The organism is Rhodanobacter ginsengisoli (assembly GCF_042657065.1).
GTDB lineage: Bacteria > Pseudomonadota > Gammaproteobacteria > Xanthomonadales > Rhodanobacteraceae > Rhodanobacter > Rhodanobacter ginsengisoli.
This window is the reverse complement of record NZ_JBHSNF010000004.1, coordinates 245,378-269,152: the sequence shown is the minus strand read 5'-3', so window position 1 is coordinate 269,152 and position 23,775 is coordinate 245,378. Positions and strand designations below refer to the sequence as shown.

The following is a 23,775-nucleotide window of genomic DNA, read 5'->3' as shown; positions in this document are numbered from 1 at the left end:
CCGCCGGCGCAATCGCCACCATCATCGGGTTCGACGCCCGCCATCTTTTCAGGTTTCCATCATGTCATTGCGTAAACCACATGCGGCCAACAACAAGGCGAGCGGCTTGTCGCTGCGGGCGAAACTGAGCGCGTTGGGTGCGCTGTTGTCGATCGCTTCGATGGGGCACGCGAACACCACCACCGTATCTTTGTGGTCGGGAACATCACCGCCTGATGGGGTGCGTCAACAACAGTTGCCGTTGCTGACGGTCTACGTTCCGGCCTCCAATCCCACCGGCACCGCCGTCGTGATCTGTCCGGGCGGCGGCTATGAAAATCTGGCGGTGGATTGGGAGGGCACCCTGGTCGCGCAATGGTTCAATCAGCATCACGTGGCCGCCTTCGTGCTGCAGTACCGGCATGGTGTGGATCATGGCTATCCGCAGCCCATCGACGACGGGCGGCGCGCGATGCGCTGGGTGCGGGATCACGCCGATACTTACCATCTGGTCAAGGACCGCATCGGCATCATGGGCTTCTCGGCGGGCGGCCACGTGGCCTCGACCGTGTCGACGCATTTTGGGCCGGGTACGGCGCTGGGCAACGATGCCATCGCCCAAGTCTCGGCGCGACCGGACTTCACCATTCTCGCCTATCCGGTGGTGACGATGAGGAAGGATCTCACCCACATGGGGTCGCGCGAAAATCTGCTCGGCCGGCATCCGCCAAGGGCGATGGTCGAGCTTCTCTCCAACGAGACGCAGGTCACGGACCAGACCCCGCCGGCTTTCATCTATGCGACCGATGCGGACACCGCCGTGCCACCGGAAAACAGTGTCGATTATTACCTGGCGTTGCATCGACACCATGTGCCGGCTGAATTGCATATCTTTCGCGAAGGCGGTCATGGCACCGGCCTTGGCCAACACGATCGGTTGCTGAGCATCTGGCCTGCGCTGCTGGCGCGATGGATGGCCGGCATGGGGCTGATGGACTTCAAGCATATCCAGCCCCGACCGACGGCCTCGACCCGGCCGCGGGGATGATGAGCCAGATGGGGAGAGCGCCTTCCAGGACCACCAATCACTCACTGGTAAAACGAAAAGCGGGTGATTTGCTGGCTGGCCCCGGTCTTTGCGAAAAACCGAAAGGAAGCATGGGCCGACCTCGAAGCCAGGGTGAGCAGGGCTGCCGTGCAGCGACGACAAGACCCACAACGACGGTCCCGAGGGGGACCATCCCCACGCACGCCGTGTGACGGTCATCACCGACTTGTCAGCCACGTGACGATCGCCGCGGCGCAGTTTCAATTTTCGCAATCGGGGCTGACGTTTTTCGCAATACCGGGTACCGGGCATCGCGTATAGAGTTCTCCGAGGGAGGGCGATTGATGCTCCGGGTCATGTGCCAGCGCCATGCAATCGTGTCGCGCGCGGCCGGCGGCCCGCGCAGCTTCGGCACGGTGTACCCGGGCACGAACAGCGGCCGCGGGATCATCTGCGGAACGTCCACCAACTGACGCCCGGGCGTCATGCCGCAACGCCCGGCTCCTTTGCGCACGTGAAGGAGCGAGATGCCTACTTGGAGCAAGCCCGATGCCCAAACGCACGCGATCCGTGCTGCTGATCCTGATGCTGGCCATGGCCAGCATGGCGGCGGCGAAAGAAGTCAGCCCTACCCCGCCCATGGGCTGGAACAGCTGGGACTCGTTCGGGTTCACTATCGACGAGGCTGATTTCAAGGCGAACGCCAGCGTTCTCGCCGGATTGCACGGTTACGGCTGGACCTACGTCGTCATCGACCAGGGCTGGTACATGCGCAATCCATTCGCCGACAAGTTGCCGACCCGCGACTACGCCATCGATGCACACGGCCTGCTGGTTCCCGCGCTCAACCGCTTTCCCTCCGCTGCCGATGGGCAAGGCTTCAAGCCGCTGGCCGATTGGGTACATGCGCAAGGATTGAAGTTCGGCATCCATATCGTGCGCGGCGTGCCCAGGCAGGCCGTGGCGGCGGACCTGCCTGTCGCCGGCTCCGCCTTCCACGCAAAGGAGTTCGCCGACACCGCAGATACCTGCCCCTGGGACGACAGCAACTACGGCGTGCGCGACACGCCCGCCGGCCAGGCCTACTACGACGCCATGCTCGCCATGTATGCGCGTTGGGGCGTGGACTTCCTCAAGGTCGATTGCATTGCCGACCACCCTTACAAGATCAGCGAGATCCGCCAGATTGCCGCGGCGATCCGCAAGACCGGCCGGCCGATCGTGCTCAGCCTGTCGCCCGGCCCGACGCAGTTGTCGCACGCCGCGGAGATTCGCCGGTACGGTCAGATGTGGCGCATTACCAACGATGTCTGGGACGGCTGGTCGTTCGTGCATGACCACCCCACCGATACCTTCCCGTCAGGCATCAGCAACCTCTTCGATCGCCTGCCGCCATGGGCAGGCCGGGCTCGCGACGGCCACTGGCCGGATGCGGACATGCTGCCGATCGGCACGCTCGCGCCGCATCCAGGCTTCGGCCCGGCGCGCCCTTCGCGCCTGACCACGGACGAGCAGCGCACACTGCTGACCTTGCAGGCGATCGCGCGCTCACCGCTTATCCTCGGCGCCAACCTGACCCGATTGGACGCCGCCACGCGCGCGCTGATCACCAACAAGGACGTGATCGCCGTAGACCAGAGCAGCCGCGACAATCATCCAGTCACCCGCCTGCCGAAAGGATTCGATCACGTGCGCGTCTGGGTGGCGTCGGGCCGGAACGATGGCGAGCGCTACCTGGCGATCTTCAATCTGGACGACAAGCCCGTTTCGCTGCATGCAGCATGGGGCGAGCTTGGCCTGGCTTCCGGCAGCTACGACGCCCGCGACCTCTGGAGCGGCCAGCCGCGGAAGGTATCCGCACGCCTGTCCCTCGACTTGCCGGCGCACGGGTGCGCGCTCCTGTCCATGAGACCGGTGCGGTGAGGCATCGCCAGGTGTTGGTGCGTGCCCGTGCCACATGCCGACTATGCGTTGCGCGCTTGATCCGTTCGACACCGAACGTCCTGGGCCGAAGCTCTCGGCGGCGCGATGAAATCGTGCTCTGCCATCACGTCACAGGTGTCCTGGAACGGCAGGCCGTGTCGGACACCCTGGTCGATTTCAAGTGCACGGCAACGGTTCAGCGCATTCCCGTGGGGTACGGGAGAAGAACATCGGAGGTAAAGCCGCGGTGCGAAGCTCAAGCGTGATGGATTTTCAAAACGGCATCGGCCGAATGATCGGGGTGGGATATTGCATGATGAGGAAACCACTCTCGGGCGGACTCTGCGCGTTGCTCTTGAGCGTGTCGCTGAACGGCACTGCGGTTGCCCGGGATGCCCCTTTCGTACTGCAGAGGAACGGAAGAACCATCTCACTCGAACCCTATGCGCCGAACATCTTGCGGGTAACGCTGGGTGTAGATCGGGCGGCCGTGGTGAGTCCGCCCGGATACGGGTTTGAGGCCAAACCCTCGGCCCACGGATGGACGCATACGCGCGATGCGGCCGGCGGCGACGTTTTCCGTTCGGCGAAAATGGTCGTGCGAGTGGCGTCCGGCGACCTTGCGCATGACGAACTCCCGCAGCGCATGCCCCTGGACACGCTTAACCAGCAACTGCGCGAAAAGTACTTCGGAGGATGGAATGATCGAGGTACGTTCAACGACGCGCTGCGGGTCACCAATGCCGAGGGCAAGACGCTGTTGCGCATGCGCACGTGGACCATGGCACCCGAACAGCCGGAGGTGGCGCAGGCGGACGCTGGCGCAAGGGGTTTTCGCGTTGCCGCCACGTTCGATTCGCCTGCCGACGAGCACTACTATGGGCTCGGACAGCAGCAGAAGGGATGGATGGACCTGCGCGACCATGAGATTCGTTGCTGGCACGATTATTCCGCGCTGGGCGGCGAAAACGTCTGCGTTCCCTTCATGGTGTCCAGCTTTGGCTACGGCCTGGTTTGGGACAACCCATCGAAAACAACCATACAACTCGGCTTCAACGGCCAGAACGCCTGGTCATCGGAAGTGGGCGATCGGGTCTCCTATTTCGTCATTGCAGGAGACAGCGCCGACGAGATTTACGAAGGTTACCGCCTGCTGACGGGGGTGACCCACCTGCTGCCCAGGAAGGCCTACGGTTATATCCAGAGCAAGGCGATCTACTCGACGCAGGCGCAGATCCAGGCCGTTGCCGATGAGTACCACCGGAAGAATCTGCCGCTGGGTGTGATGGTGGTCGATTTTCTCAACATGACCAGGCAAGGAAATCTGGATCTGGACCCAAAGCGCTGGCCGGATCCCGCCGGCATGAATCGCCGGTTGCATGCGATGGGGGTGGACACGCTGCTCAGCGTGTGGCCGCACTTTTCAAAGGGATCGCTGTTCTATGACATGCTCGCACGCAAAGGCTGGCTGGTGCATACGCGGAACGGCGGACCGGACTCGGGGGGCTTCAAGGCGGTCATCGGACCGAATATAGACACGACGAATCCCGATGCGGCGAGGTGGTTCTGGCGGGAGATCCACGACCGCTACATAAAGCGGTACGGCTTCGATTATGTGTGGCTCGACGAAACGGAGCCCGACATCGATCCGTCGAACGACATGTTCTGGATCGGCTCGGGCACACGCTTCTACAACGTGTATCCGTTGTTTCATACCGCCTCGGTGTACGAAGGATTCCGGCGCGATTTCGGGAATGGCCGAAGGGCGATGATCCTGGCGCGCGCGGCCTACCTTGGGGCGCAACGCAACGGCACCGTCTTCTGGTCGAGCGATATTTTCGCGACCTGGGACATGCTCAAGCGATCCATTCCGGCAGGGCTCAACTTTACCGCGACGGGCTTGCCCTACTGGGACACCGATATCGGGGGTTTTTTTTCGCCGATCATCCCAGCCGACTACCATGCGGCGCATATGCCTTTGATCGCCGGTTCCGACGCGCGCGATACGATCGGAAACTACGAGGACTATCCCGAACTGTTCGTCCGCTGGTTTGAATGGGGCGTGTTTCAGCCGGTGATGCGTGCACACGGGGAAAGGAATCACAACGAAATATGGTCTTACGGCAAGCAAGCCGAACCGATCCTGGCGAAATACCTGAAGCTCCGCTACCAGCTGTTGCCGTACACGTATTCGGTGGCCTATCGCAGCTACCGGACCGGCGCGCCGTACATGCGAGCGCTATTCATGGATTTTCCGGATGATCCAAAAGTTGCGGATATCCCCGACGAATACATGTACGGGCCAGCTTTTCTGGTCGCTCCGGTCACGGAGCAGGGCGCCACCCGTCGAAGCGTGTATCTGCCAACAGGCTGCGATTGGTACAACTACTGGACGAACCAGCGACTGCACGGCGGGCAGACGGTCGAGGTGGATGCGCCCATCGATACGCTGCCGCTGTTTGTCAAGGCGGGAAGCGTCGTGCCGCTGGGGCAGGACGACGGCAGCGCCCAGCAAACGCAGCGGATCGTGTCGGTAAAGGTATATCCGGGCGCGGATGGCGGCTTTACGCTCTTCCGGGATGACGGGAAGTCCTACGGCTACGAGCAGGGCAACTACTCGCTCACCAAGCTGATCTGGGATGATGCCGCCCATCAACTGAAACATCAGGGAGCGCCGGCCTGGAGTGGACCGGATTCGGCTGTCGTTTCCGTGATGGATGGCACCGGATTGTAGACCGGGCAGACGGGTCCGCAGGCCGGGCCGTCAAAGTCCGGCAGGCTCCTGGCTGCAATTGCTACCTGCTGATCTCCTCCTCGCGCCGGGGCGGCCCGCCGGCGAACTGCCTGTGGGCCGAGGGCGCCGGTACGCCGTGGAACGGCGACCACCACACCAACGTCTACACCGAGATGAACTACTGGCCGGCCGAGGCCACTGGCCTGGGCGAGCTGGTGCAGCCGCTGTTTGCGCTGACCGCGTCGCTGCCGGCGGCCTGGTCGCAAGGCGAGGCGAGTGGACTGCACGCACGCGGGGCTTTCGGTTGAGCATGCGCTGGAACGCGCATCGGCTGGTCGAGGTTGGCTTGCGCTCGGTACGCGGCGGCCCCTGCGTCGTGCGCTACGGCAAGCACCACCGGGTGAGCCTGCGCATCCGGCCGGGAAGGTCCATCGGCTGGGCCCGGACCTGAAAGAGGTCCGTTGAACCGCGGCAGTGGAACCCCGGCTGTACAATGCCGCCATGGATATATTCAAGGTCTTCACGCTCGAGGCGGCGCATCGGCTGCCGCACGTACCCGAGGGGCACAAGTGCGCCCGTCTGCACGGGCATTCGTTCCGGGTGGAGATCCACCTGCGTGGCGAGCTCGGCGCGGAGAGTGGTTGGGTGATGGATTTTTCCGACGTGAAGACGGCATTCCAGCCGCTGTACGACCAACTCGATCACCACTATCTCAACGAGATCGAGGGCCTGGAGAATCCGACCAGCGAACGGCTGTCGATCTGGATATGGGATCGGCTCAAGCCGCGGCTGCCGCTGTTGTCGGAGGTGGTCGTGCACGAGACCTGTACTTCCGGATGCCGTTACCGCGGCGCCTAGCCACCGTCTTGCCCGGTTGATGAGGGCGGCCGACGCGCGACTGGCCTCGCCGAATCCCTGCCCGTTTCCCGGTGATTTCCATTGGCCCAGCCGCACCGTGCCGGCCGGGGCTGCAGCGACGTGGGCGCGATCGGCGCACCGTCCGCCAGGGGCGGACGCGCCGGCGATCCGGGCCGGGCGGATGCCGGATCGCGTCGGTCGACGCCGTCTTTGACGCGCCGCCACAATTCATACGCATGTCATAAACATGTGTTTTCAATGAACTTGTGTTGAACACGGATCGTCTCGTTGCAAAATATATTGCACTGCACCAAAAATGCTGTTAGAGTGCATCCCACTACCCCATCCTCAACGAGGACAACGTCATGAATCAGCAACTCAACAATCAGCTTTTCGCTTTCACCAAGCAGTTCACCGATAGCGCCTTCAAGGCACATTCGCTGGCACTGAAGGGTCTGGAGACGGTCGCCGAGCTGCAGCTCAAGGCGTTCGAGCAGCAGAGCAAGGTGTCCGCCGAATTCGTCGCCGAAGCGATGGAAGCGCGCGACATCAACGGTCTGCGCAGCCTGTGGGAGAAGGGCAGCAGCCTGAGCCGCGACAACGCCGAGCGTGCGGTTGCCGTGTCGCAGGAAGTCCTCGCGATCACCCAGAAGACGGCCGAGTCGCTGAATGCGCTCGTGCAGGAGCAGGCCGCGGCTGCCAACGACGCCGTTGCGGCGCCGGTGGCTTCCGCCAAGAAGGCTGCCGCCAAGTAACTCAGCGGTATCCTCGCGTTCCATCGCGAACAGGCAGGGCCGAACCAGGTGTTCGGCCCTGCTTGCGTGCGCTCTCGCAAAATCATGCGAGGGTCCGGAGGCGTTGCCCGGCCTGACCGCGCGCTGACTTTTCGTGCGGCAGGACACGATCCTGCAGGCCACACGGCTTGTCGCTGGAAGTGGCGCACTGATATACTTTTGCGGATTGGATCGTGGCCGGTGACTGTGTCGGTGCCGCCTGGTGCAGGCCGCGCGGAGACGTTACTTGCTCAATAGTCTAGCCTCTGGTCGACGTCTCGCCCTGCGCATCATGCTGCTGCAGCTTGCTGCGGCAGTGTTGGCCGGCCTCGCATTCCTGACGCTGGGAGGTCGGGAGGCGGTGTCGGCTGCTGCTGGTGCGGCGATTGTGGCGCTGGGTACCGCGCTGTTCTCGGCGCGGTTTTTCAGCGGCATCGGCGGCGCGGGCTGGGCATTGAGCCGGCTGCTGACGGGAATGATCCTGAAATGGATCGTGATCGTCGGGGGATTGGTCGTGATCCTGTTTCACTACAAGTTGCCGCCGCTGGCCGCCATCACGGGGCTGGTGGCTGCCTACGCGGTTTATCTGCTGGCGTTCAGATTCAAGGGTTGAGACATGGCAAGCGAGCCACATGGCGGACTCACCGAATACATTCAGCACCACCTGACCCATCTCACGCCGCATGCGAGCAAGAGTGGTTTCTGGGCCGTGCACATGGACTCCATCACCGTGTCGCTGGTGCTGGGCGTGCTGTTCTGCCTGTGGTTCTGGCTGAAGGCACGCAAGGCCACCGCAGGCGTGCCCGGGCGGGGTCAGGCCTTCGTCGAGATCGTGCTGGAGTTCGTCGACGGCCAGGTCAAGGACGTGTTCCATGGCGATCGCCGCGTGCTCGGTCCGCTGGCGCTGACCGTGTTCATCTGGGTGTTCCTGATGAATGCGATGGATCTGCTGCCGGTCGACCTGCTGCCGTGGATCACCGAGAAATTCGGCGTGGGTCATTTCCGCGCCGTGCCGACCGCCGACATCAACATGACGTTCGCGATGTCGTTGACGGTGTTCGTGCTGATCATCTTCTACAGCTTCAAGGCGAAGGGCTTCAGCGGCTACATGCACGAGCTGTTCACCGCACCGTTCGGCAAGCATCCGGCGTTGTGGATTCCGAATTTCCTGCTCAACGTGGTCGAGCTGCTGTCCAAGCCGGTCAGCCTGGCGATGCGACTGTTCGGCAACATGTATGCCGGCGAGTTGGTGTTCATGCTGATCGCGGGCCTGTTCAGCGCCGGCGCCGGCGTGGCCGGCTGGGCACTGTATGGTGCCGGCATCATCGGCTACACGGTGTGGGGTCTGTTCCACATCCTGATCATCTCGATCCAGGCCTTCATCTTCATGGTGCTGACGATCGTGTACATCTCGATGGCGCACGATCACCACTGATTCCCGTTTCGCAGCACCTGTTTCAACCCATTCAACTATCCAGTTTCAATTTCTCAGGAGACCGTCGTGGAACTCATCGCTCACATTGCTCAAGTGCAGTCCTTCACCGCCATCGCGCTGGGCCTGATCATCGGCCTCGGTGCCCTCGGTGCCTGTATCGGTATCGGCGTCATGGGTTCGAAGTTCCTTGAAGCCGCTGCCCGTCAGCCGGAGCTGGTGCCGCTGCTGCAGGGCCGCATGTTCCTGCTCGCCGGCCTGATCGACGCCGCGTTCCTGATCGGCGTGGCGCTGGCGATGTACTTCGCCGTGGCGAACCCGCTGCTCTCGAAGCTGGTGGCAGGCTGAGCCCGCTGGTGGCGCTTCGGCGCCACCGCCTCTCCGGCACGGATGTACTGATGTCCGTGTCCGTTTCATCCCGTATTTACAGGTAACGCAGCGATGGATTTCAACGCGACCTTGATTGGCGAAATGATTTCGTTCGCCATCCTGATCTGGTTCTGCGTCCACTTCATCTGGCCGCATCTCAACAAGGCCATCGAAGAGCGGCAGGTCAAGATTGCCGAGGGTCTGAATGCCGCCGAGCGCGCGCACGCGGAGCTGAAGAGCGCCGACGTGAAAGTGGCGGCCGAGATCAAGGTGGCCCGTCAGCAGGCCACCGAGATCATCGACCGTGCGCAGCAGCAGGCCAATCAGATCATCGACAAGGCCCGCGGCGAAGCGATCAGCGAAATCAACCGGCTGAAGGCCACCGCGCAGGACGATATCGCCTCGATGGCGCAGCGTGCCCGTGACCAGCTGCGCGAGCAGGTCGGCGCGCTGGCGGTGCAGGGTGCCAGCAAGATCGTGCAGCGCGAGGTCGATGCCTCGACGCACAAGGCCTTGCTCGACCAGCTCGCGGCCGAGATCTGATCCATGGCCCAGGCAATCACCCTCGCCCGTCCCTACGCCCGCGCCGCCTTCGAAGTGGCGCATGCGGCCGGTACGCTGGATGCGTGGTCGCAGGCGTTGGCGTTTGCCGCCGCGGTGGCCGCCGATCCGCAGGTGGCCGGTTTCGGCAACGATCCGCGGGTGCCGCCGGCACAGCTGGTGGCATTGCACCTGCCGGAAGGCATCGCGGCGGATGCGCCGTTCGGGCAGTTCCTGGTCGAACTGGCCGAGCAGCGCCGCATGGCGTTGCTGCCGGAAGTGGCCGAGCTGTACGAAGCCTACAAGCGCGAGTCCGAGTCGCAGCTGCTGGTCAAGGTGACCAGCGCGATGGCGCTGGACGCGGCGCAGGCCGAGCAGCTCAAGGCGTCGTTGAAGCGTCGCTTCAAGCGCGAGATCGAACTGGAGACCCGGGTCGATGCCTCGCTGCTGGCAGGCGCGGTGATCGACACCGGCAGTGAAGTGATTGATGGCTCCGCCCGTGGACGCCTGGCCAAGCTGGCCAGCGCCCTGATCAGTTAGTTTCACGCGAAGTCCGTTTCGCGAAGAGAAAGGACCGGCCATCCATGGCCGGACTTTTCAAAAAAGAATTCAATTCCGGGATAGACAATCATGTCCAGCACTACACTGAATCCGTCCGAGATCAGCGAACTGATCAAGAGCCGCATCGAGCAGTTCAAGCTCGGCGCGGAGGCACGCAACGAAGGCACGATCATCAGCGTGTCCGACGGCATCGTGCGCATCCACGGCCTGGCCGATGTGATGCAGGGTGAAATGATCGAGCTGCCGGGCAACGCGTTTGCACTGGCGCTCAATCTCGAGCGCGACTCGGTCGGCGCGGTGGTGCTGGGTGAATACCAGCACCTGCGCGAAGGCGATACGGCCAAGACCACCGGCCGCATCCTCGAAGTGCCGGTCGGCCCGGAATTGCTCGGCCGCGTCGTCGACGCGCTGGGCAACCCGATCGACGGCAAGGGTCCGATCGAAGCCAAGCTGAGCTCGGCGATCGAGAAGGTCGCGCCGGGCGTGATCTGGCGCAAGTCGGTCGACCAGCCGCTGCAGACCGGTTACAAGTCGGTCGACGCGATGATCCCGGTCGGTCGCGGCCAGCGCGAGCTGATCATCGGCGACCGCCAGACCGGCAAGACCGCGCTGGCGATCGACGCGATCATCGCGCAGAAGAATTCCGGCGTTAAGTGCATCTACGTCGCGATCGGCCAGAAGCGTTCGTCGATCGCCAACGTGGTGCGCAAGCTGGAAGCGCACGGCGCGCTGGCGCACACCATCATCGTGGTCGCCTCGGCGTCCGAGTCGGCCGCGCTGCAGTACGTCGCGCCGTATTCCGGTTGCGCGATGGGCGAGTATTTCCGCGACCGCGGCGAAGACGCGCTGATCGTGTACGACGATCTGTCCAAGCAGGCCGTGGCCTACCGCCAGATCTCGCTGCTGCTGAAGCGCCCGCCGGGTCGCGAAGCGTATCCGGGCGACGTGTTCTATCTCCATTCGCGTCTGCTCGAGCGCGCTTCGCGCGTGTCCGAGGAGTACGTCGAGAAGTTCACCAACGGCGCGGTGAAGGGCAAGACCGGCTCGCTGACCGCGCTGCCGATCATCGAGACCCAGGGCGGCGACGTCTCGGCGTTCGTGCCGACCAACGTGATCTCGATCACCGACGGCCAGATATTCCTCGAGACCGACCTGTTCAACGCCGGCATCCGTCCGGCCGTGAACGCCGGTATCTCGGTGTCCCGCGTCGGCGGTGCCGCGCAGACCAAGATCGTCAAGAAGCTGTCCGGCGGCGTGAAGCTCGCGCTGGCGCAGTTCCGCGAGCTGGCTGCGTTCGCGCAGTTCGCCTCGGATCTGGACCCGGCCACCCGCGCCCAGCTCGACCGCGGTCAGCGCGTGACCGAGCTGATGAAGCAGGGCCAGTACTCGCCGCTGTCGATCGCCGAGCTGGCGCTGTCGGTGTACGCGGCCGAGAAGGGTTACCTGGACGACCTGCCGGTGAACAAGGTGCTGCCGTTCGAGAAGGGCCTGCACGCGTTCATGCACCAGAACCATGCCGAGCTGATGAAGCAGATCGTGGTCAGCGGCGACTGGAACAACGACATCGAGGCCACCTTCAAGGCGTCGCTGGACGAGTACAAGAAGACCGGCAGCTGGTAATCGCCGGGGCGGGATTGATCGAAAGAGCAGGCGAATCGGAAGGGCGCGCATCGGCGACGATGCGATCTTCCCACCAGCGAGCATAACGAGCGGATAGAGCATGGCCAGCGGACGCGAAATCAAAACCAAGATCAAGAGCACGCAGAACATGCGCAAGGTCACGCGCGCGCTCGAAATGGTCTCTGCCGCGAAGATCCGTCGTGCGCAGGACCTGATGAAGGCCTCGCGTCCGTACGCGCGCTCGATGCGCAAGGTGATCGCGCACGTGGCCCAGGCCAGCACCGACTTCAGCCATCCGTTCCTGACCCAGCGCGACAACGTGGCGCGGGTCGGCTACATCGTGGTGTCGACCGATCGCGGCCTGTGCGGCGGCCTCAACTCCAACCTGTTCCGTCGCCTGCTGCCGGCCATCGCCGAATGGCAGAAGCAGGGCGTGCAGGTCGACGTGGTGGCGATCGGGCAGAAGGCGATCTCGTTCTTCCGTCGGCTCAACGGCGTCAACCTGATCGGCAGCGTCAGCCATCTGGGCGAGAAGCCGAAGCTCGAGCAGCTGATCGGCGTGATCAAGGTGATGATGGACGCCTACTCGTCCAACGGGCTGGATCGCGTGTTCCTGGCCTACAACGACTTCGTCAACACCATGACGCAGAAGCCGTCCGTCGATGCGCTGCTGCCGCTGCCGCTGGTGGCGGCGGAAATGGAAGCGCACCAGGCGGCGGGCGAGTCGGCCTACGCCGGCGTCAAGCTGGAACAGACGCACGACTGGGACTACATCTACGAGCCGGATGCGCAGACCGTGCTGGAGCACGTGCTGGGTCGTTACATCGAGTCGGTGGTGTACCAGGCGGCGCTGGAGAATCTGGCCAGCGAGCACGCGGCGCGGATGGTCGCGATGAAGAGCGCGTCGGACAATGCGAACAAGGTCATCGACGAACTGACGCTGATCTACAACAAGGCGCGTCAGGCCGCGATCACCCAGGAAATTTCGGAAATCGTCGGCGGCGCCGCGGCGGTTTGATCGGCGCTTTGACAAACAAATCATGGCGACGCGTAGCGGCGCCGCAACAAACCTAAAGAGATTCATCCGGAGCTATCAGCATGAGCCAGGGCAAAGTTGTTCAGATCATCGGCGCGGTCGTCGACGTGGAATTCCCGCGCGATCAGGTACCGCAGGTGTACGACGCGCTGAAAATCGACGGTACCGAGATCACGCTGGAAGTGCAGCAGCAGCTCGGTGACGGCGTCGTGCGCACGATCGCGCTCGGTTCCACCGAGGGCCTGAAGCGCGGCCTCGAGGCACGCAATACCGGCGAAGGCATCAAGGTGCCGGTCGGCAAGCAGACCCTGGGCCGGATCATGGACGTGCTGGGTCGGCCGATCGACGAAGCCGGCCCGATCGGCGAGCAGGAGCAGTGGGTGATCCATCGCGAGGCGCCGAGCTATGCCGACCAGGCTGCCGCGAACGACCTGCTGGAAACCGGCATCAAGGTGATCGACCTGATCTGCCCGTTCGCCAAGGGCGGCAAGGTCGGCCTGTTCGGCGGCGCCGGCGTCGGCAAGACCGTCAACATGATGGAACTGATCAACAACATCGCCAAGGCGCACGAAGGCCTGTCGGTGTTCGCCGGCGTGGGCGAGCGTACCCGCGAGGGCAACGACTTCTACCACGAGATGAAAGACTCCAACGTGCTCGACAAGGTCGCGATGGTGTACGGCCAGATGAACGAGCCGCCGGGCAACCGCCTGCGCGTGGCGCTGACTGGCCTGACCATGGCCGAGTACTTCCGCGACGAGAAGGACGAGCACGGCAAGGGTCGTGACGTGCTGTTCTTCGTGGACAACATCTATCGCTACACGCTGGCCGGTACCGAAGTGTCCGCGCTGCTCGGCCGCATGCCGTCCGCGGTGGGCTACCAGCCGACCCTGGCCGAGGAAATGGGCGTGCTGCAGGAGCGCATCACCTCGACCAAGACCGGCTCGATCACCTCGATCCAGGCCGTCTACGTGCCGGCCGATGACTTGACCGATCCGTCGCCGGCGACCACGTTCGCGCATCTGGACGCGACCGTGACGCTGAGCCGCAACATCGCGTCGCTGGGCATCTATCCGGCGGTGGATCCGCTGGATTCCACCAGCCGCCAGCTCGATCCGCTGGTGATCGGCCAGGAGCACTACGACGTGGCCCGCCGCGTGCAGGGCACGCTGCAGCGCTACAAGGAGCTGAAGGACATCATCGCGATCCTCGGCATGGACGAGCTGTCCGAGGAAGACAAGCAGGCCGTGTCGCGGGCGCGCAAGATCGAGCGCTTCTTCTCGCAGCCGTTCCATGTGGCCGAAGTGTTCACCGGTTCGCCCGGCAAGTACGTGCCGCTGAAGGAGACCGTCCGCGGCTTCAAGATGATCGTCGACGGCGATGTGGATCACCTGCCGGAGCAGGCGTTCTACATGGTCGGCGGCATCGACGAGGCGATCAAGAAAGCCGAGGACATGGGCGCCAAGAAGGCGGCCTGATCCTGCGGGCGGACATCGCGTCCGCCCGTCGCCCCACGAATCCGGAACCTGAGTCATGACCCAAACCATACGCGTCGACATCGTCAGTGCCGAAGCCGAGATCTTCTCGGGCGACGCGACGATGGTCGTTGCCACCGGCGAGCTGGGCGAGCTGGGCATCACCCCACGCCACGCGCCGCTGATCACCCGGCTCAAGCCGGGCCACGTCGACGTGCTGCTGGCCAATGGCGAGCGGCAGCAGTTCTACGTCTCCGGCGGCATCCTGGAAGTGCAGCCGCAGGTGATCACCGTGCTGGCCGACACCGCGGCCCGCGCGGCCGACCTGGACGAGGCCTCGGCCCAGCGCGCCAAGAAGGAAGCGGAAGAGGCGCTCGCCAATCGCACCGATGCGATGGAGATCGCCGAAGCGCAGGCCAAGCTGGCCGAGGCGATGGCGCAGCTGCAGGCGCTGGAGCGCATGCGCAAGAACCTCAAGCACTGACGGCTTTCTCGCGGACGCTCGCGGGAACCGAAGAAGATGCCGGCCTTGCGCCGGCATTTTTGCGTGGGCAGGATGCAGCCATCAGGAAGGCTTCGGGATGAGCGCTGATGACGACGCAACGAGCACGCCGGTGCCGGCCGATGATCGCCGTGCTGCTGCTGACCGGCTGTGCCGCCACGCCGCCACGCCCACTGCCTCCCGCCGCGAGCGGTGATGCAAGCTGGCATGCGGTCGTGCCACCCGGCACCCGGCGCTATCGGCTGGCCCTGGGTGAAGTGTCCAGCGGTCCCGTGCTGGCGGATCGGGTGAGGCCGGTCTATCCCGCGGACCAGCTCTCCGCATGCCCGCCACCGGTGAACATCCAGGCGCTGCTGATCGTGGACAAGTCCGGTGGGGTCCGCGAGGTCCGCGTGACGGATGAAGCGCAGGCGGGAACCGCGCGGCACCGCTTCGTTGCGGCGGTGAGCGCGGCGGCGTTGCAGTGGCGATTCAGTCCGCTGCTGATCAGCCGCTGGGCCGCCGATGCCGAAGGCAACAGCCATGTGGTGGACAGCGAGACGAGGCCCTTCAGCCTGGCCTATGTGTTCCGCTTCGAGTGCCATGCCGGGAAGGCCACGGTTTCCGCCGCGGCCGCGAAGTCCTGAGCCCTATTCCGCCACCGTGTGCGCCGAACGGACTGGTATGCTTTTTCATCGCGACGCGCCAAGGCCGATACCCATGAACCAGACCTCCCTCCACGTCGTCATCCTCGCCGCCGGCGCCGGCACGCGCATGAAATCGAACCGGGCCAAGGTACTGATGCCACTGGCCGGTCGCCCGCTGCTCGCGCACGTGATTGCCGCGGCGCGCGCGCTGCAGCCGCAGGCCATCCATGTCGTTCACGGCCATGGCGGCGAACAGGTGCAGGCGGCGTTTGCCGGGCAGTCGGATCTGCGCTGGGTCGAGCAGGCCGAACGCCTGGGTACCGGCCACGCGGTGGAGCAGGCGCTCAAGGCCATTCCCGACGGCACGCGGGTGCTGGTGCTCTACGGCGACGTGCCGCTGACCCGGGTGACCACCCTGCAGCAACTGCTCGCGGCCGAAGGCGGCGTCAGCCTGCTGACCACCCGGCTGCCCGATCCGCACGGCTACGGCCGCGTGCTGTGCGACGGCGACGACAAGGTCCAGGCGGTGGTCGAGGAGAAGGATGCCGACGAGGCGCAGCGGGCCGTCAAGCTGGTCAATACCGGCATCCTGGTGGCCGAGGCCGGCGCGCTGCGCGGCTGGATCGGCCGACTCGACCGCAACAACGCGCAGGGCGAGTACTACCTCACCGACATCTTCAACATGGCCGCGCGGGAACAGCGCCCGGCCCGGAGCGTCGAATGCGCCGATCCGGTGGAAGCCGCGGGGGCGAACAGCCCGTTGCAGCTGGCCGAGCTGGAGGCAGCCTGGCGGCGCCGCGCCGCCCATGCGCTGCTGTCCGACGGCGTGCGACTGGTCGATCCCTCGCGCATCGAGGTGCGCGGCAGCGTCGAGACCGGGCGCGATGTCGAGCTCGATATCGACGTGATCCTCGAAGGCCGGGTGGTGCTCGGCGACGACGTGCGCATCGGCCCGTTCACCCGGCTGAAAGACGTGCAGCTGGCCTCCGGCACGGTGGTGCATGCGCACTGCGACATCGACGGGGTGGTCACCCACGGCCCCTGCAGCATCGGTCCGTTCGCGCGGCTGCGCCCGGGCACCGAACTCGATGGTGGCGTGCACGTGGGCAATTTCGTCGAGATCAAGAAGGCGCACCTCGGCGAAGGCAGCAAGGCCAATCACCTGAGTTACCTGGGCGACAGCGAGATCGGTCGCGGCGTCAACATCGGCGCCGGAACCATCACCTGCAACTACGACGGCATCAACAAGTTCGTCACCCGCATCGGCGACGGCGCGTTCATCGGCTCCAACAGCGCGCTGGTGGCGCCGGTGACGGTCGGTGCCCAGGCCACCATCGGCGCCGGCTCCGTGATCACCCACGATGCCCCGCCGGGCGAACTCACCGTGGCGCGCGGTCGGCAGCAGACCTTCCCCGGCTGGAAGCGACCCTTGAAGCAGAAGTGAGTGGAGAGGAGCGAGAAAAGAGGGAAGGCGATCCAGCTCATGCTCCCCCTCGTTTCTCACTCCTCTCCACTCGTTCCTCGCCCTCAGGCATAGCGCCAGCCGTCGATCTCCACCAGCAGTTCGCTGCGGCAGATGTCGCCGTGCAGCAGCAGCACCGGCACGCCGGGCAGGCGATGCTGCAGGAATTCGCGCACGTAAGCGGCGTCGGCGGCATGGCGGACGTAGGCCTTCAGCGGTGACTGGGTGTCGAAGCCGGCGGCCATGCCGGCGCTGGCCAGCAGCGCCTCGAGGTTGGTCAGGGTCTCGTGCAGCTGCGCATCCAGGTCGTCCAGGTGTGCCGAGGCATGGCCGACCACGGCCGCGGTACCGGAGATCGCCAGCGCATCCTGTGCGGGCAATACCATCGCACGGGCGAAGCTGGGCGGGGTGCGGCCGTACTGGCGCGGATAGCGCCATGCGCTGATCTGGCGCGGGTTTTCCACCCGGCAGCCGGGCTGGTCGCAGGCCAGCAGGTAGACCTGCAGCCGATGGACGTCGCCGTGATGGCCGATCGCGGTGGCGGCGGGGAACCCCTCGGCGAAAAAATCACCCATGCCGGCGGCGCGACCATCGCAGAAGTGCTTGTAGCGCTCGGCATCTCCTTCGCCGCGGTTGATCGCGCCAAGATAGTTCCACACCCGCAGCACGTGCTGCGCACCGCGGGCCGCCACGAAGTGGTGCAACTGCTCGTAGGCCGACTTCGCCGTGGCGGTGGTGCCGCCGTGGTCGCGCTCATCCAGCTCGATCGCCGCAAACAGCCAACCGCCACCGGCCGACCAGCGCAGGGCGCCGTCGGTACCATAGTCCACCGGCGCGTCGACCTGCCACTGCTCCATCGGAGCGGGCGCATCGAAACTTTCCAGCGCTACCTGAACGCAGCGCGGATCGTCCGGTCGCGCGCTGCCCGCGCCGAAGCCGAACAAGGCCAGCGTGCCGGGTTCGGCCAGTGCCGCCACCGCGTTCGCCACGCGGTAGGCGACCCGGGGCGCACGACGTGCCAGTGCCTGGATTTGCTGGTTTTCACATCCCTGAATCATTGCCTGTAACCGGGAACGACAAGGCCGCTATGTTACACTCCGCGACCACTGCCACCGGGGGGAGGCAATGAATTCAGCGTACGGAATCGAGCATGGCAGAACAGACAGCGGCACAGCACGAATTGGCCACCCTGGTGGTGGAGTGCCTCAATCTCGAGACCGTTACGGCAGATCAGATCGAGCCCGATGCACCGCTGTTCGGCGGCGAGCTGGGGCTGGATTCGATCGATGCGCTGGAAATCGCACTGGCCGTGTCCAAGCACTACGGCTTCCAGTTGCGCTCGGACAACCCGGACAACCGGCAGATCTTCACCAGCCTGCGCACCCTGTCCGAGCACGTCGAGCAGAATCGCGCCAGCTGAGGTTGTCGGTGCAGCGTCGCGCGCATCCCGTTTTCGTCACGCCATGTTCCGTCGCCGGTGGCAAACTCGCGATTTCGGCGGAGCCCTGGCGGGAGCCGGCATGACATCCCTTTCCCAAGCGCATGAGCTTGCGGCCCGGCGTTCTGCCCTGCTGCTCTTGCTGGCTTATCCGTTGCTGGCGATTGCCGGCGCCGTGACACATCGACAGATCTTCGCCCTACTGGCGCTGGCCCTGCTGCTGACGGTATTGCTGCTGCCGCGTCTGGCGGCGCGCCGGCCGCTGCCCTGGGCGGTCTGGCTGGCGAGCCTGTCCGGCTTGCTGCTGCTGTCGCTGCATGGCCTGGCCGGCCTGTTGCTGGAAGCCGTGCCGGTGCTGGTCAATGCCGTGCTGGCGTGCTGGTTCGGTCGCACGCTGGGCACGTCCGAGCCGCTGGTGGCGCGCTTCATCGTGGCGATCGAGGGCGCCGGGCGCCTGCAGTTGCCCGGCGTGGCCCGTTACGCTCGCCAGCTGACCTGGTTCTGGACGCTGTTGCTGGCAGCGCAGGCGCTGCTGCTGCTGGTGTTGCTGCTGTGCGCCGACCACAGCGGCCTGCTCGCGCGTTTCGGTTTCGCCGCACCGGTTCGGGTGCCCGAGCGCTGGGCCGCGGCTTGGCTGCGGCTGGGCTGTTACGTGCTACTGGGCGTCGCGTTTCTGCTCGAGTATGGCTACCGCCGCTGGCGGTTGCGGCACCTGGATCATCCCGGCCTGCGCGAGATGCTGCTGCGACTGGCGCTGCACTGGCCGCAGCTGGTGCGCGGCAACGGAGCGGTGGCGTCATGAGCGGTTTCGAGCGGACGGTGTGCATCGAGTCGGGACATCCCGCCCTGCCCGGTCATTTTCCGGGTCAGCCGCTGGTGCCGGGCGTAATCCTGCTGGAGCAGGTGGCACTGGGCCTGCGCGCCTGGCGCGGCCAGCGGCTCGGGCGCGTGCTGGAGGCGAAATTCATGGCGCCGCTGTTGCCGGATCAGCGGGCATTGCTGCAATTGCGCGAGGCCGGTGCCGCGCGCATCCGCTTCGAGATCCAGCGCGACGGCCTGTTGCTGGCGCGCGGCACGGTCGAGGGAACGGCATGAGCAACCACGAGCACTGGCAAAGCCGCCCCGAGGGTGGTGGACGTTTCGCGATCTGGCTGATCCGCACGATCGCGCTGTACGGCGGGCGCCGGCTGGGTCGACTCTGCCTGTACCCGATCACGCTGTATTTCTATCTGCGCCGCGGGCCGGAGCGGCTGGCCTCGAGGCAGTACCTGCAGCGCGTGTTCGGCCGGCCGGGAACGCCCTGGCAGGTGATCCGTCACATCCACTGTTTCGCCGCCACGATCCTGGACCGGATCTTCCTGCTGGCGCATGGGGAAAGGCCTTTCGAGATCGAGACGCAGGGGCTGGAACTGCTCGAGCAGCGCGTCGCGCTGGGGCGCGGGGTGCTGCTGTTCGGCTCGCACCAGGGCAGTTTCGAGGCGCTGCGGGCGATCGGCGCGCGCCGTCCGGAGATGCCGTTGCGGGTGGTGCTGGACAAGCAGAAAACCCCGGCGATGACCGAATTGCTGGAGGCGCTGGCGCCGGAGATCGGCAACTGCGTGATCGACGCCGCGCAGGACGGCACCACCATCGCGCTGGCGATGGCCGAGGCCTGCCGCAGCGGCGCGGTGGTGGCGATGCTGGCCGACCGCGGGCGCGGCCACGAAGTCCTGCGCCGCACCGAATTCCTCGGCTCGCCGGCACCGTTCCCGATCAGCCCGTGGCTGCTGGCGCATGTGCTGCAGGCGCCGGTGGTACTGTGCTTTGGCCTGTATCTGGGCGGCAATCGCTATCGGCTGGTCTTCGAGCCGATGAGCGATCGGGTCGAGATCCCGCGAGACAACCGTGGTCCGGCACTGGACGCGTTGATCGCCCGTTACGCGCAACGCCTGGAACACTACATCCATGTCGCTCCCTACAACTGGTTCAACTTCTATGATTTCTGGCAAGACACGCCTGCTGTGGCTGGCCCTGCTGTTGCTGCCGTTGTGGGCGATCGCGTCAGCGCCTGAGCCGTCCGCGGCACCGGCCATCGCGTCCACCGCGGTCGGGCAGAACCTCATCGATGCGCTGGGCCAGCCGGCACCGGCGCATACCGCCTTTGCCGAAGCGCGCTTCCTGCAGGTGCTCGATCGCCCACTGGTGGTGTCCGGCGAGTTGTCGTGGCTGGGCGGCAACCAGTTGCAGCGCCGCGTCGATCATCCGCAGCACGAGACCGCCACCATCGCCGATGGCGAGGTGACCCAGCAACGCGACGGCAAGCGTCCGCGCCACTTCTCGCTGAAGCGCGCGCCGCAGCTGCAGGTGTTGCTGGACAGTTTCGTGGCACTGCTCAGCGGCGATGCCGCCCGATTGCAGCAGGCGTTCGAGATCCGCCAGACCGGCGACGAGCACGGCGCCTGGACGCTGACCCTGACGCCGCGTGACGCGACCGTGGCGAAGACCGTCGCCAGCATCAGCATCGATGGTTATGCGGCGCAATCGCGCTGCATGCACATGCAGGAGGCCGACGGCGATCTGGCGGTCGACCTGCTCGGCCCGCTGGCCGCGAAGATGCCGGCACAACCCACGCGCGAGGCCCTGCAGGCACTGTGCCAGGGCACGCCCTGACCATGCGGCGGGGCGGCCGGGCGGCGCTGCTGATCCTGTGGTTGCTGGCCCTGGCCGGACTCGGCTGGATGGTCAGCCAGCGCCTGAAGATCAGCACCGACCTGCGCAGCTTCATGCCGGCCCCGACCACGCCGGATCAGCGCCTGCTGATGGAACAGGTCGGCGACGGGCCGGGTTCGCGCCTGCTGCTGCTGTCCATCAATGGCCAGCCCGATGCCCGGCTGGCGGCGCTGAGCCAGGGCCTGGTCAAGGCGTTGCAGCACGACCCGCGCTACAGCCAGGTAGTCAACGGCAGTTTCGACCTGGGCGCACTCGACTCCCACCTGCTGCCGTATCGCTACCTGCTCTCGCCCACGCTGGACACGCAACCGCTGGACGAGGCCTATCTCGGCGACCAGCTGCAGCAGCGGCTGGACGACCTGTCCTCGCCCGCGGCCAGCCTGCTGAAAGGCCTGCTGCCGCGCGACCCCACGCTGGAGATGCTGAAGCTGGCCGAGCACTGGGCGCCGGCGAAGTCGCCCGAGTTGCACGACGGAGTGTGGTTCACCCCCCGACACGAGGCCCTGCTGCTGGTGCAGACGGTGGCCGCCGGGTTCGATCCGGGCGCGCAACAACTGGCGATCGACGGCATCCGGCAGGCCTTTCATGCGCTGCCGGGCAGTGCCGGCGCCACTCTCGATCTCAGCGGGCCGGGTTACTTCAGCGTGGTGATCGGCGCGCAGACGCGCCATCAGGCGGACTGGATCGGGCGCATTTCCACCGTCGGTTTCATCACCCTGCTGCTGCTGGCGTATCGCAGCTTCAGTTCGCTGCTGCTGTCCTCGCTGCCGATCGCCAGTGCCGCGCTGGCCGGCATCGCCGCGCTGACCCTGGCGTTTCCCGAGGTGCACGGCATCACACTGGCATTCGGCTTCACCCTGCTCGGGGTGGCGCAGGAGTATCCGATCCGGGTGCTCAGCCATCGTCGCGCCGGCGAGGACGCGGTGCAGAGCGTGCGCGCCCTATGGCCGCTGCTGCTGACCGCGATCGCCTCGGCCTGCATCGCCTACCTGGCGTTCTACGCATCCGGCGTCAACGGGCTGAAACAGCTGGCCGTGTTCACCATCGTCGGCCTGCTGGCGGCCGGCTTCAGCACGCGTTACCTGCTGCCGCACCTGCTGCCGCGGCGGGTGCGGGACGTGGCCGACATGCGCTGGCTGATCAAGGCGCGCGGATTCGTCGACCGGCTGCCGCGACCGCGCTGGATTCCATTGCTGGTGGCGCTGGCGATCGTGCTGATGCTGGCGCTTGCGCCGGGCCCATTCTGGCAGAACAACCTGGCCGCGCTGACCCCGTTGCCGCCGGCCATGCTGCAACACGACGCCCGCCTGCGCGAGGCACTCGGCGCACCGGATGTGCGCTACCTGCTGGTGCTGCAGGCACCGACCGAGCAGGGCGTGCTGGCGCTGTCGGAAAAACTGCAGCCGCGGGTCGATGCACTGGTGGCAAGCCATGCGGTCGATGCGCTGGAATTGCCGTCGCGCTACCTGCCGTCAGTGGCGCTGCAGCAGGCGCGCCAGCGCAAGCTGCCCGATCGCGCCAGTTTGCAGCGCGAACTGAATGCCGCATTGCAGGGCCTGCCATTCCGCGCCGACCTGTTTGAGCCGTTCCTCGACGACGTGCAGACGGCCCGCAGCCTGCCGCCGCTGACCCCCGAGCGCTACGCGCAGACGCCACTGGGCCAGCGGCTCGCCGCGATGCTGGTGAAGCGCGAAGGCCACTGGCTCGGGCTGGGCACGATCAGCGGCGTGCACGACGTGGCGGCGCTGCAGGCGCTGGGCGCGGACAGCGGCGGCAACGTGCGCCTGCTCGACCTGAAGGCGGCCTCCGAATCGCTGGTGGCGGCATACCGCACGCGCATCCTGCAGGCGCTGCTGGTCGCCAGCCTGCTGCTGGTGCTGGCCATCACGTTCGCGCTGCGCAGCGCGCGCCGCGCCTGGCACGTGCTGGCGCCGATGACCCTGGCGACCTTCCTGGTGCTGGCGGTGGAGCGGCTGGCCGGGATCGAGATTTCGCTGTTCCACCTCGTGGCGCTGATCCTCGCCGGCGGCCTCGGCCTGCATTACGCCCTGTTCTTCGAACGCGATACCGGCGACCCGGCCGAACAGCGGCGCACCCTGCACGCCACCATCGTGTGCGTGCTGTCCGCCCTGCTGGTGTTCGGCATGCTGGCCTGGGCCACGATCCCGGTGCTGCGCGCGATCGGTCTCACCGTGAGCCTGGGCGTGGCGTTCCACTTCTGCCTCTCGATCCTGATGGCGCCGCATGCGCATGCTGCCGAAGACTGACTGGGCGCACCTGATTCCGCACGCGGGCACGATGTGCCTGCTCGATGCGGTGCAGGCGTGGGACGAGCGCACGATCCATGCGACCAGCGCCGGCCACGCCCGCAGCGACCACCCGCTGCGCGGCGCGGATGGCCTGCACGCGGTGCACCTGGCCGAATACGGCGCGCAGGCGATGGCCGTGCATGGCGCCCTGCGGGCGCGCGCGGGCGGTAGCGAGGCGATGCGCCCCGGCCGGCTGGTCAGCCTGCGCGACGTGCAGTTGTTCGAGGAATACGTGGACCGGCTGGACGGCCATCTGGACGTCCATGCCGAGTGCCTTTACGCCGACGACAGTGGTGCGCAGTATGCGTTTCGCGTCGAGCATCGTGGCCGGCTGCTCGCCAGCGGGCGTGCCGCGGTCATCCATCCAGCCAGCTGATCGAGCGA

25 protein-coding genes are annotated in these 23,775 nt (G+C 65.7%); 24 read left to right on the top strand and 1 reads right to left on the bottom strand.

What is annotated here, in order from left to right:
- Positions 1–61: 61 nt before the first annotated feature.
- From ACFPPA_RS17260 to glmU, 17 genes are all read left to right on the top strand, one after another.
- Positions 62–1,027, top strand: a complete 966-nt coding sequence (locus ACFPPA_RS17260; RefSeq protein WP_377322153.1) for an alpha/beta hydrolase — start codon at positions 62–64, stop codon at positions 1,025–1,027.
- Between the two features lie 549 nt (positions 1,028–1,576).
- A complete protein-coding gene (locus ACFPPA_RS17255) occupies positions 1,577–2,950 on the top strand; it encodes a glycoside hydrolase family 27 protein (RefSeq protein ID WP_377322151.1) in 1,374 nt (457 codons plus the stop codon).
- Positions 2,951–3,215: 265 nt separating this feature from the next.
- A complete protein-coding gene (locus tag ACFPPA_RS17250; protein ID WP_377322150.1) occupies positions 3,216–5,684 on the top strand; it encodes a glycoside hydrolase family 31 protein in 2,469 nt (822 codons plus the stop codon).
- Positions 5,630–5,992: a glycosyl hydrolase family 95 catalytic domain-containing protein gene (locus tag ACFPPA_RS17245; RefSeq protein ID WP_377322250.1), complete on the top strand. Its 363-nt coding sequence runs from the start codon at positions 5,630–5,632 to the stop codon at positions 5,990–5,992. The genes ACFPPA_RS17250 and ACFPPA_RS17245 overlap by 55 nt, the downstream gene beginning before the upstream one ends.
- Positions 5,993–6,185: 193 nt before the next feature.
- Positions 6,186–6,542, top strand: coding sequence for a 6-carboxytetrahydropterin synthase QueD (gene queD, locus ACFPPA_RS17240; RefSeq protein WP_377322148.1), 357 nt, complete (start codon positions 6,186–6,188; stop codon positions 6,540–6,542).
- Positions 6,543–6,907: 365 nt separating this feature from the next.
- Positions 6,908–7,297 carry a phasin family protein gene (locus ACFPPA_RS17235; protein WP_377322146.1) on the top strand — a complete coding sequence of 130 codons (390 nt, stop codon included), beginning with the start codon at positions 6,908–6,910 and terminating at the stop codon, positions 7,295–7,297.
- Between the two features lie 265 nt (positions 7,298–7,562).
- Positions 7,563–7,928 (top strand): hypothetical protein, encoded by a 366-nt coding sequence (locus ACFPPA_RS17230; protein WP_377322144.1) that lies wholly within the window; start codon positions 7,563–7,565, stop codon positions 7,926–7,928.
- A gap of 3 nt (positions 7,929–7,931) precedes the next feature.
- Positions 7,932–8,750: a F0F1 ATP synthase subunit A gene (gene atpB / locus ACFPPA_RS17225; protein WP_377322142.1), complete on the top strand. Its 819-nt coding sequence runs from the start codon at positions 7,932–7,934 to the stop codon at positions 8,748–8,750.
- Positions 8,751–8,816: 66 nt separating this feature from the next.
- Positions 8,817–9,095, top strand: a complete 279-nt coding sequence (gene atpE, locus ACFPPA_RS17220; protein ID WP_077440243.1) for a F0F1 ATP synthase subunit C — start codon at positions 8,817–8,819, stop codon at positions 9,093–9,095.
- A 93-nt stretch (positions 9,096–9,188) separates the two neighbouring features.
- Positions 9,189–9,659, top strand: a complete 471-nt coding sequence (locus ACFPPA_RS17215; RefSeq protein WP_377322139.1) for a F0F1 ATP synthase subunit B — start codon at positions 9,189–9,191, stop codon at positions 9,657–9,659.
- Positions 9,660–9,662: 3 nt separating this feature from the next.
- Positions 9,663–10,196 carry a F0F1 ATP synthase subunit delta gene (locus ACFPPA_RS17210; RefSeq protein ID WP_377322137.1) on the top strand — a complete coding sequence of 178 codons (534 nt, stop codon included), beginning with the start codon at positions 9,663–9,665 and terminating at the stop codon, positions 10,194–10,196.
- Positions 10,197–10,286: 90 nt separating this feature from the next.
- Positions 10,287–11,837, top strand: a complete 1,551-nt coding sequence (atpA, locus tag ACFPPA_RS17205) for a F0F1 ATP synthase subunit alpha (protein WP_377322135.1) — start codon at positions 10,287–10,289, stop codon at positions 11,835–11,837.
- A gap of 100 nt (positions 11,838–11,937) precedes the next feature.
- The gene (atpG, locus tag ACFPPA_RS17200; RefSeq protein WP_377322133.1) at positions 11,938–12,855 is read left to right on the top strand and encodes a F0F1 ATP synthase subunit gamma; all 918 of its coding nucleotides are present in this window, start codon (positions 11,938–11,940) and stop codon (positions 12,853–12,855) included.
- An 80-nt stretch (positions 12,856–12,935) separates the two neighbouring features.
- Complete coding sequence (gene atpD, locus ACFPPA_RS17195) at positions 12,936–14,348, top strand: F0F1 ATP synthase subunit beta (RefSeq protein WP_377322132.1); 1,413 nt, start codon at positions 12,936–12,938, stop codon at positions 14,346–14,348.
- 55 nt (positions 14,349–14,403) lie between these two features.
- Positions 14,404–14,829, top strand: coding sequence for a F0F1 ATP synthase subunit epsilon (locus ACFPPA_RS17190; RefSeq protein ID WP_377322130.1), 426 nt, complete (start codon positions 14,404–14,406; stop codon positions 14,827–14,829).
- Positions 14,830–14,936: 107 nt separating this feature from the next.
- Positions 14,937–15,473, top strand: coding sequence for a hypothetical protein (locus ACFPPA_RS17185; RefSeq protein WP_377322128.1), 537 nt, complete (start codon positions 14,937–14,939; stop codon positions 15,471–15,473).
- Positions 15,474–15,546: 73 nt separating this feature from the next.
- Positions 15,547–16,917 carry a bifunctional UDP-N-acetylglucosamine diphosphorylase/glucosamine-1-phosphate N-acetyltransferase GlmU gene (glmU, locus tag ACFPPA_RS17180; RefSeq protein WP_377322127.1) on the top strand — a complete coding sequence of 457 codons (1,371 nt, stop codon included), beginning with the start codon at positions 15,547–15,549 and terminating at the stop codon, positions 16,915–16,917.
- A gap of 83 nt (positions 16,918–17,000) precedes the next feature.
- On the opposite strand, the gene ACFPPA_RS17175 is transcribed toward glmU, so the two are convergent.
- On the bottom strand, positions 17,001–17,993 hold the full coding sequence (locus tag ACFPPA_RS17175) for a chorismate transformation FkbO/Hyg5 family protein (RefSeq protein ID WP_377322125.1): 993 nt from the start codon (positions 17,991–17,993) through the stop codon (positions 17,001–17,003).
- 92 nt (positions 17,994–18,085) lie between these two features.
- On the opposite strand from ACFPPA_RS17175, the gene ACFPPA_RS17170 reads away from it, so the two are divergent.
- The 7 genes from ACFPPA_RS17170 to ACFPPA_RS17140 all read left to right on the top strand — a co-directional run bounded on the left by ACFPPA_RS17170 (position 18,086) and on the right by ACFPPA_RS17140 (position 23,767).
- Positions 18,086–18,355, top strand: coding sequence for a phosphopantetheine-binding protein (locus ACFPPA_RS17170; protein ID WP_377322123.1), 270 nt, complete (start codon positions 18,086–18,088; stop codon positions 18,353–18,355).
- A gap of 100 nt (positions 18,356–18,455) precedes the next feature.
- Positions 18,456–19,175 carry a COG4648 family protein gene (locus ACFPPA_RS17165; protein ID WP_377322121.1) on the top strand — a complete coding sequence of 240 codons (720 nt, stop codon included), beginning with the start codon at positions 18,456–18,458 and terminating at the stop codon, positions 19,173–19,175.
- Positions 19,172–19,468 (top strand): ApeI family dehydratase, encoded by a 297-nt coding sequence (locus tag ACFPPA_RS17160; RefSeq protein ID WP_377322119.1) that lies wholly within the window; start codon positions 19,172–19,174, stop codon positions 19,466–19,468. The genes ACFPPA_RS17165 and ACFPPA_RS17160 overlap by 4 nt, the downstream gene beginning before the upstream one ends.
- Positions 19,465–20,424: an LpxL/LpxP family acyltransferase gene (locus ACFPPA_RS17155; RefSeq protein WP_377322117.1), complete on the top strand. Its 960-nt coding sequence runs from the start codon at positions 19,465–19,467 to the stop codon at positions 20,422–20,424. The genes ACFPPA_RS17160 and ACFPPA_RS17155 overlap by 4 nt, the downstream gene beginning before the upstream one ends.
- Positions 20,348–21,022 carry a LolA-related protein gene (locus ACFPPA_RS17150; protein ID WP_377322116.1) on the top strand — a complete coding sequence of 225 codons (675 nt, stop codon included), beginning with the start codon at positions 20,348–20,350 and terminating at the stop codon, positions 21,020–21,022. The genes ACFPPA_RS17155 and ACFPPA_RS17150 overlap by 77 nt, the downstream gene beginning before the upstream one ends.
- Before the next feature lie 2 nt (positions 21,023–21,024).
- Positions 21,025–23,349, top strand: coding sequence for an MMPL family transporter (locus ACFPPA_RS17145; RefSeq protein WP_377322249.1), 2,325 nt, complete (start codon positions 21,025–21,027; stop codon positions 23,347–23,349).
- Positions 23,333–23,767 (top strand): hotdog family protein, encoded by a 435-nt coding sequence (locus ACFPPA_RS17140; RefSeq protein ID WP_377322247.1) that lies wholly within the window; start codon positions 23,333–23,335, stop codon positions 23,765–23,767. Before ACFPPA_RS17145 ends, ACFPPA_RS17140 begins: the two co-directional genes overlap by 17 nt.
- The last annotated feature ends 8 nt before the right edge of the window (positions 23,768–23,775 follow it).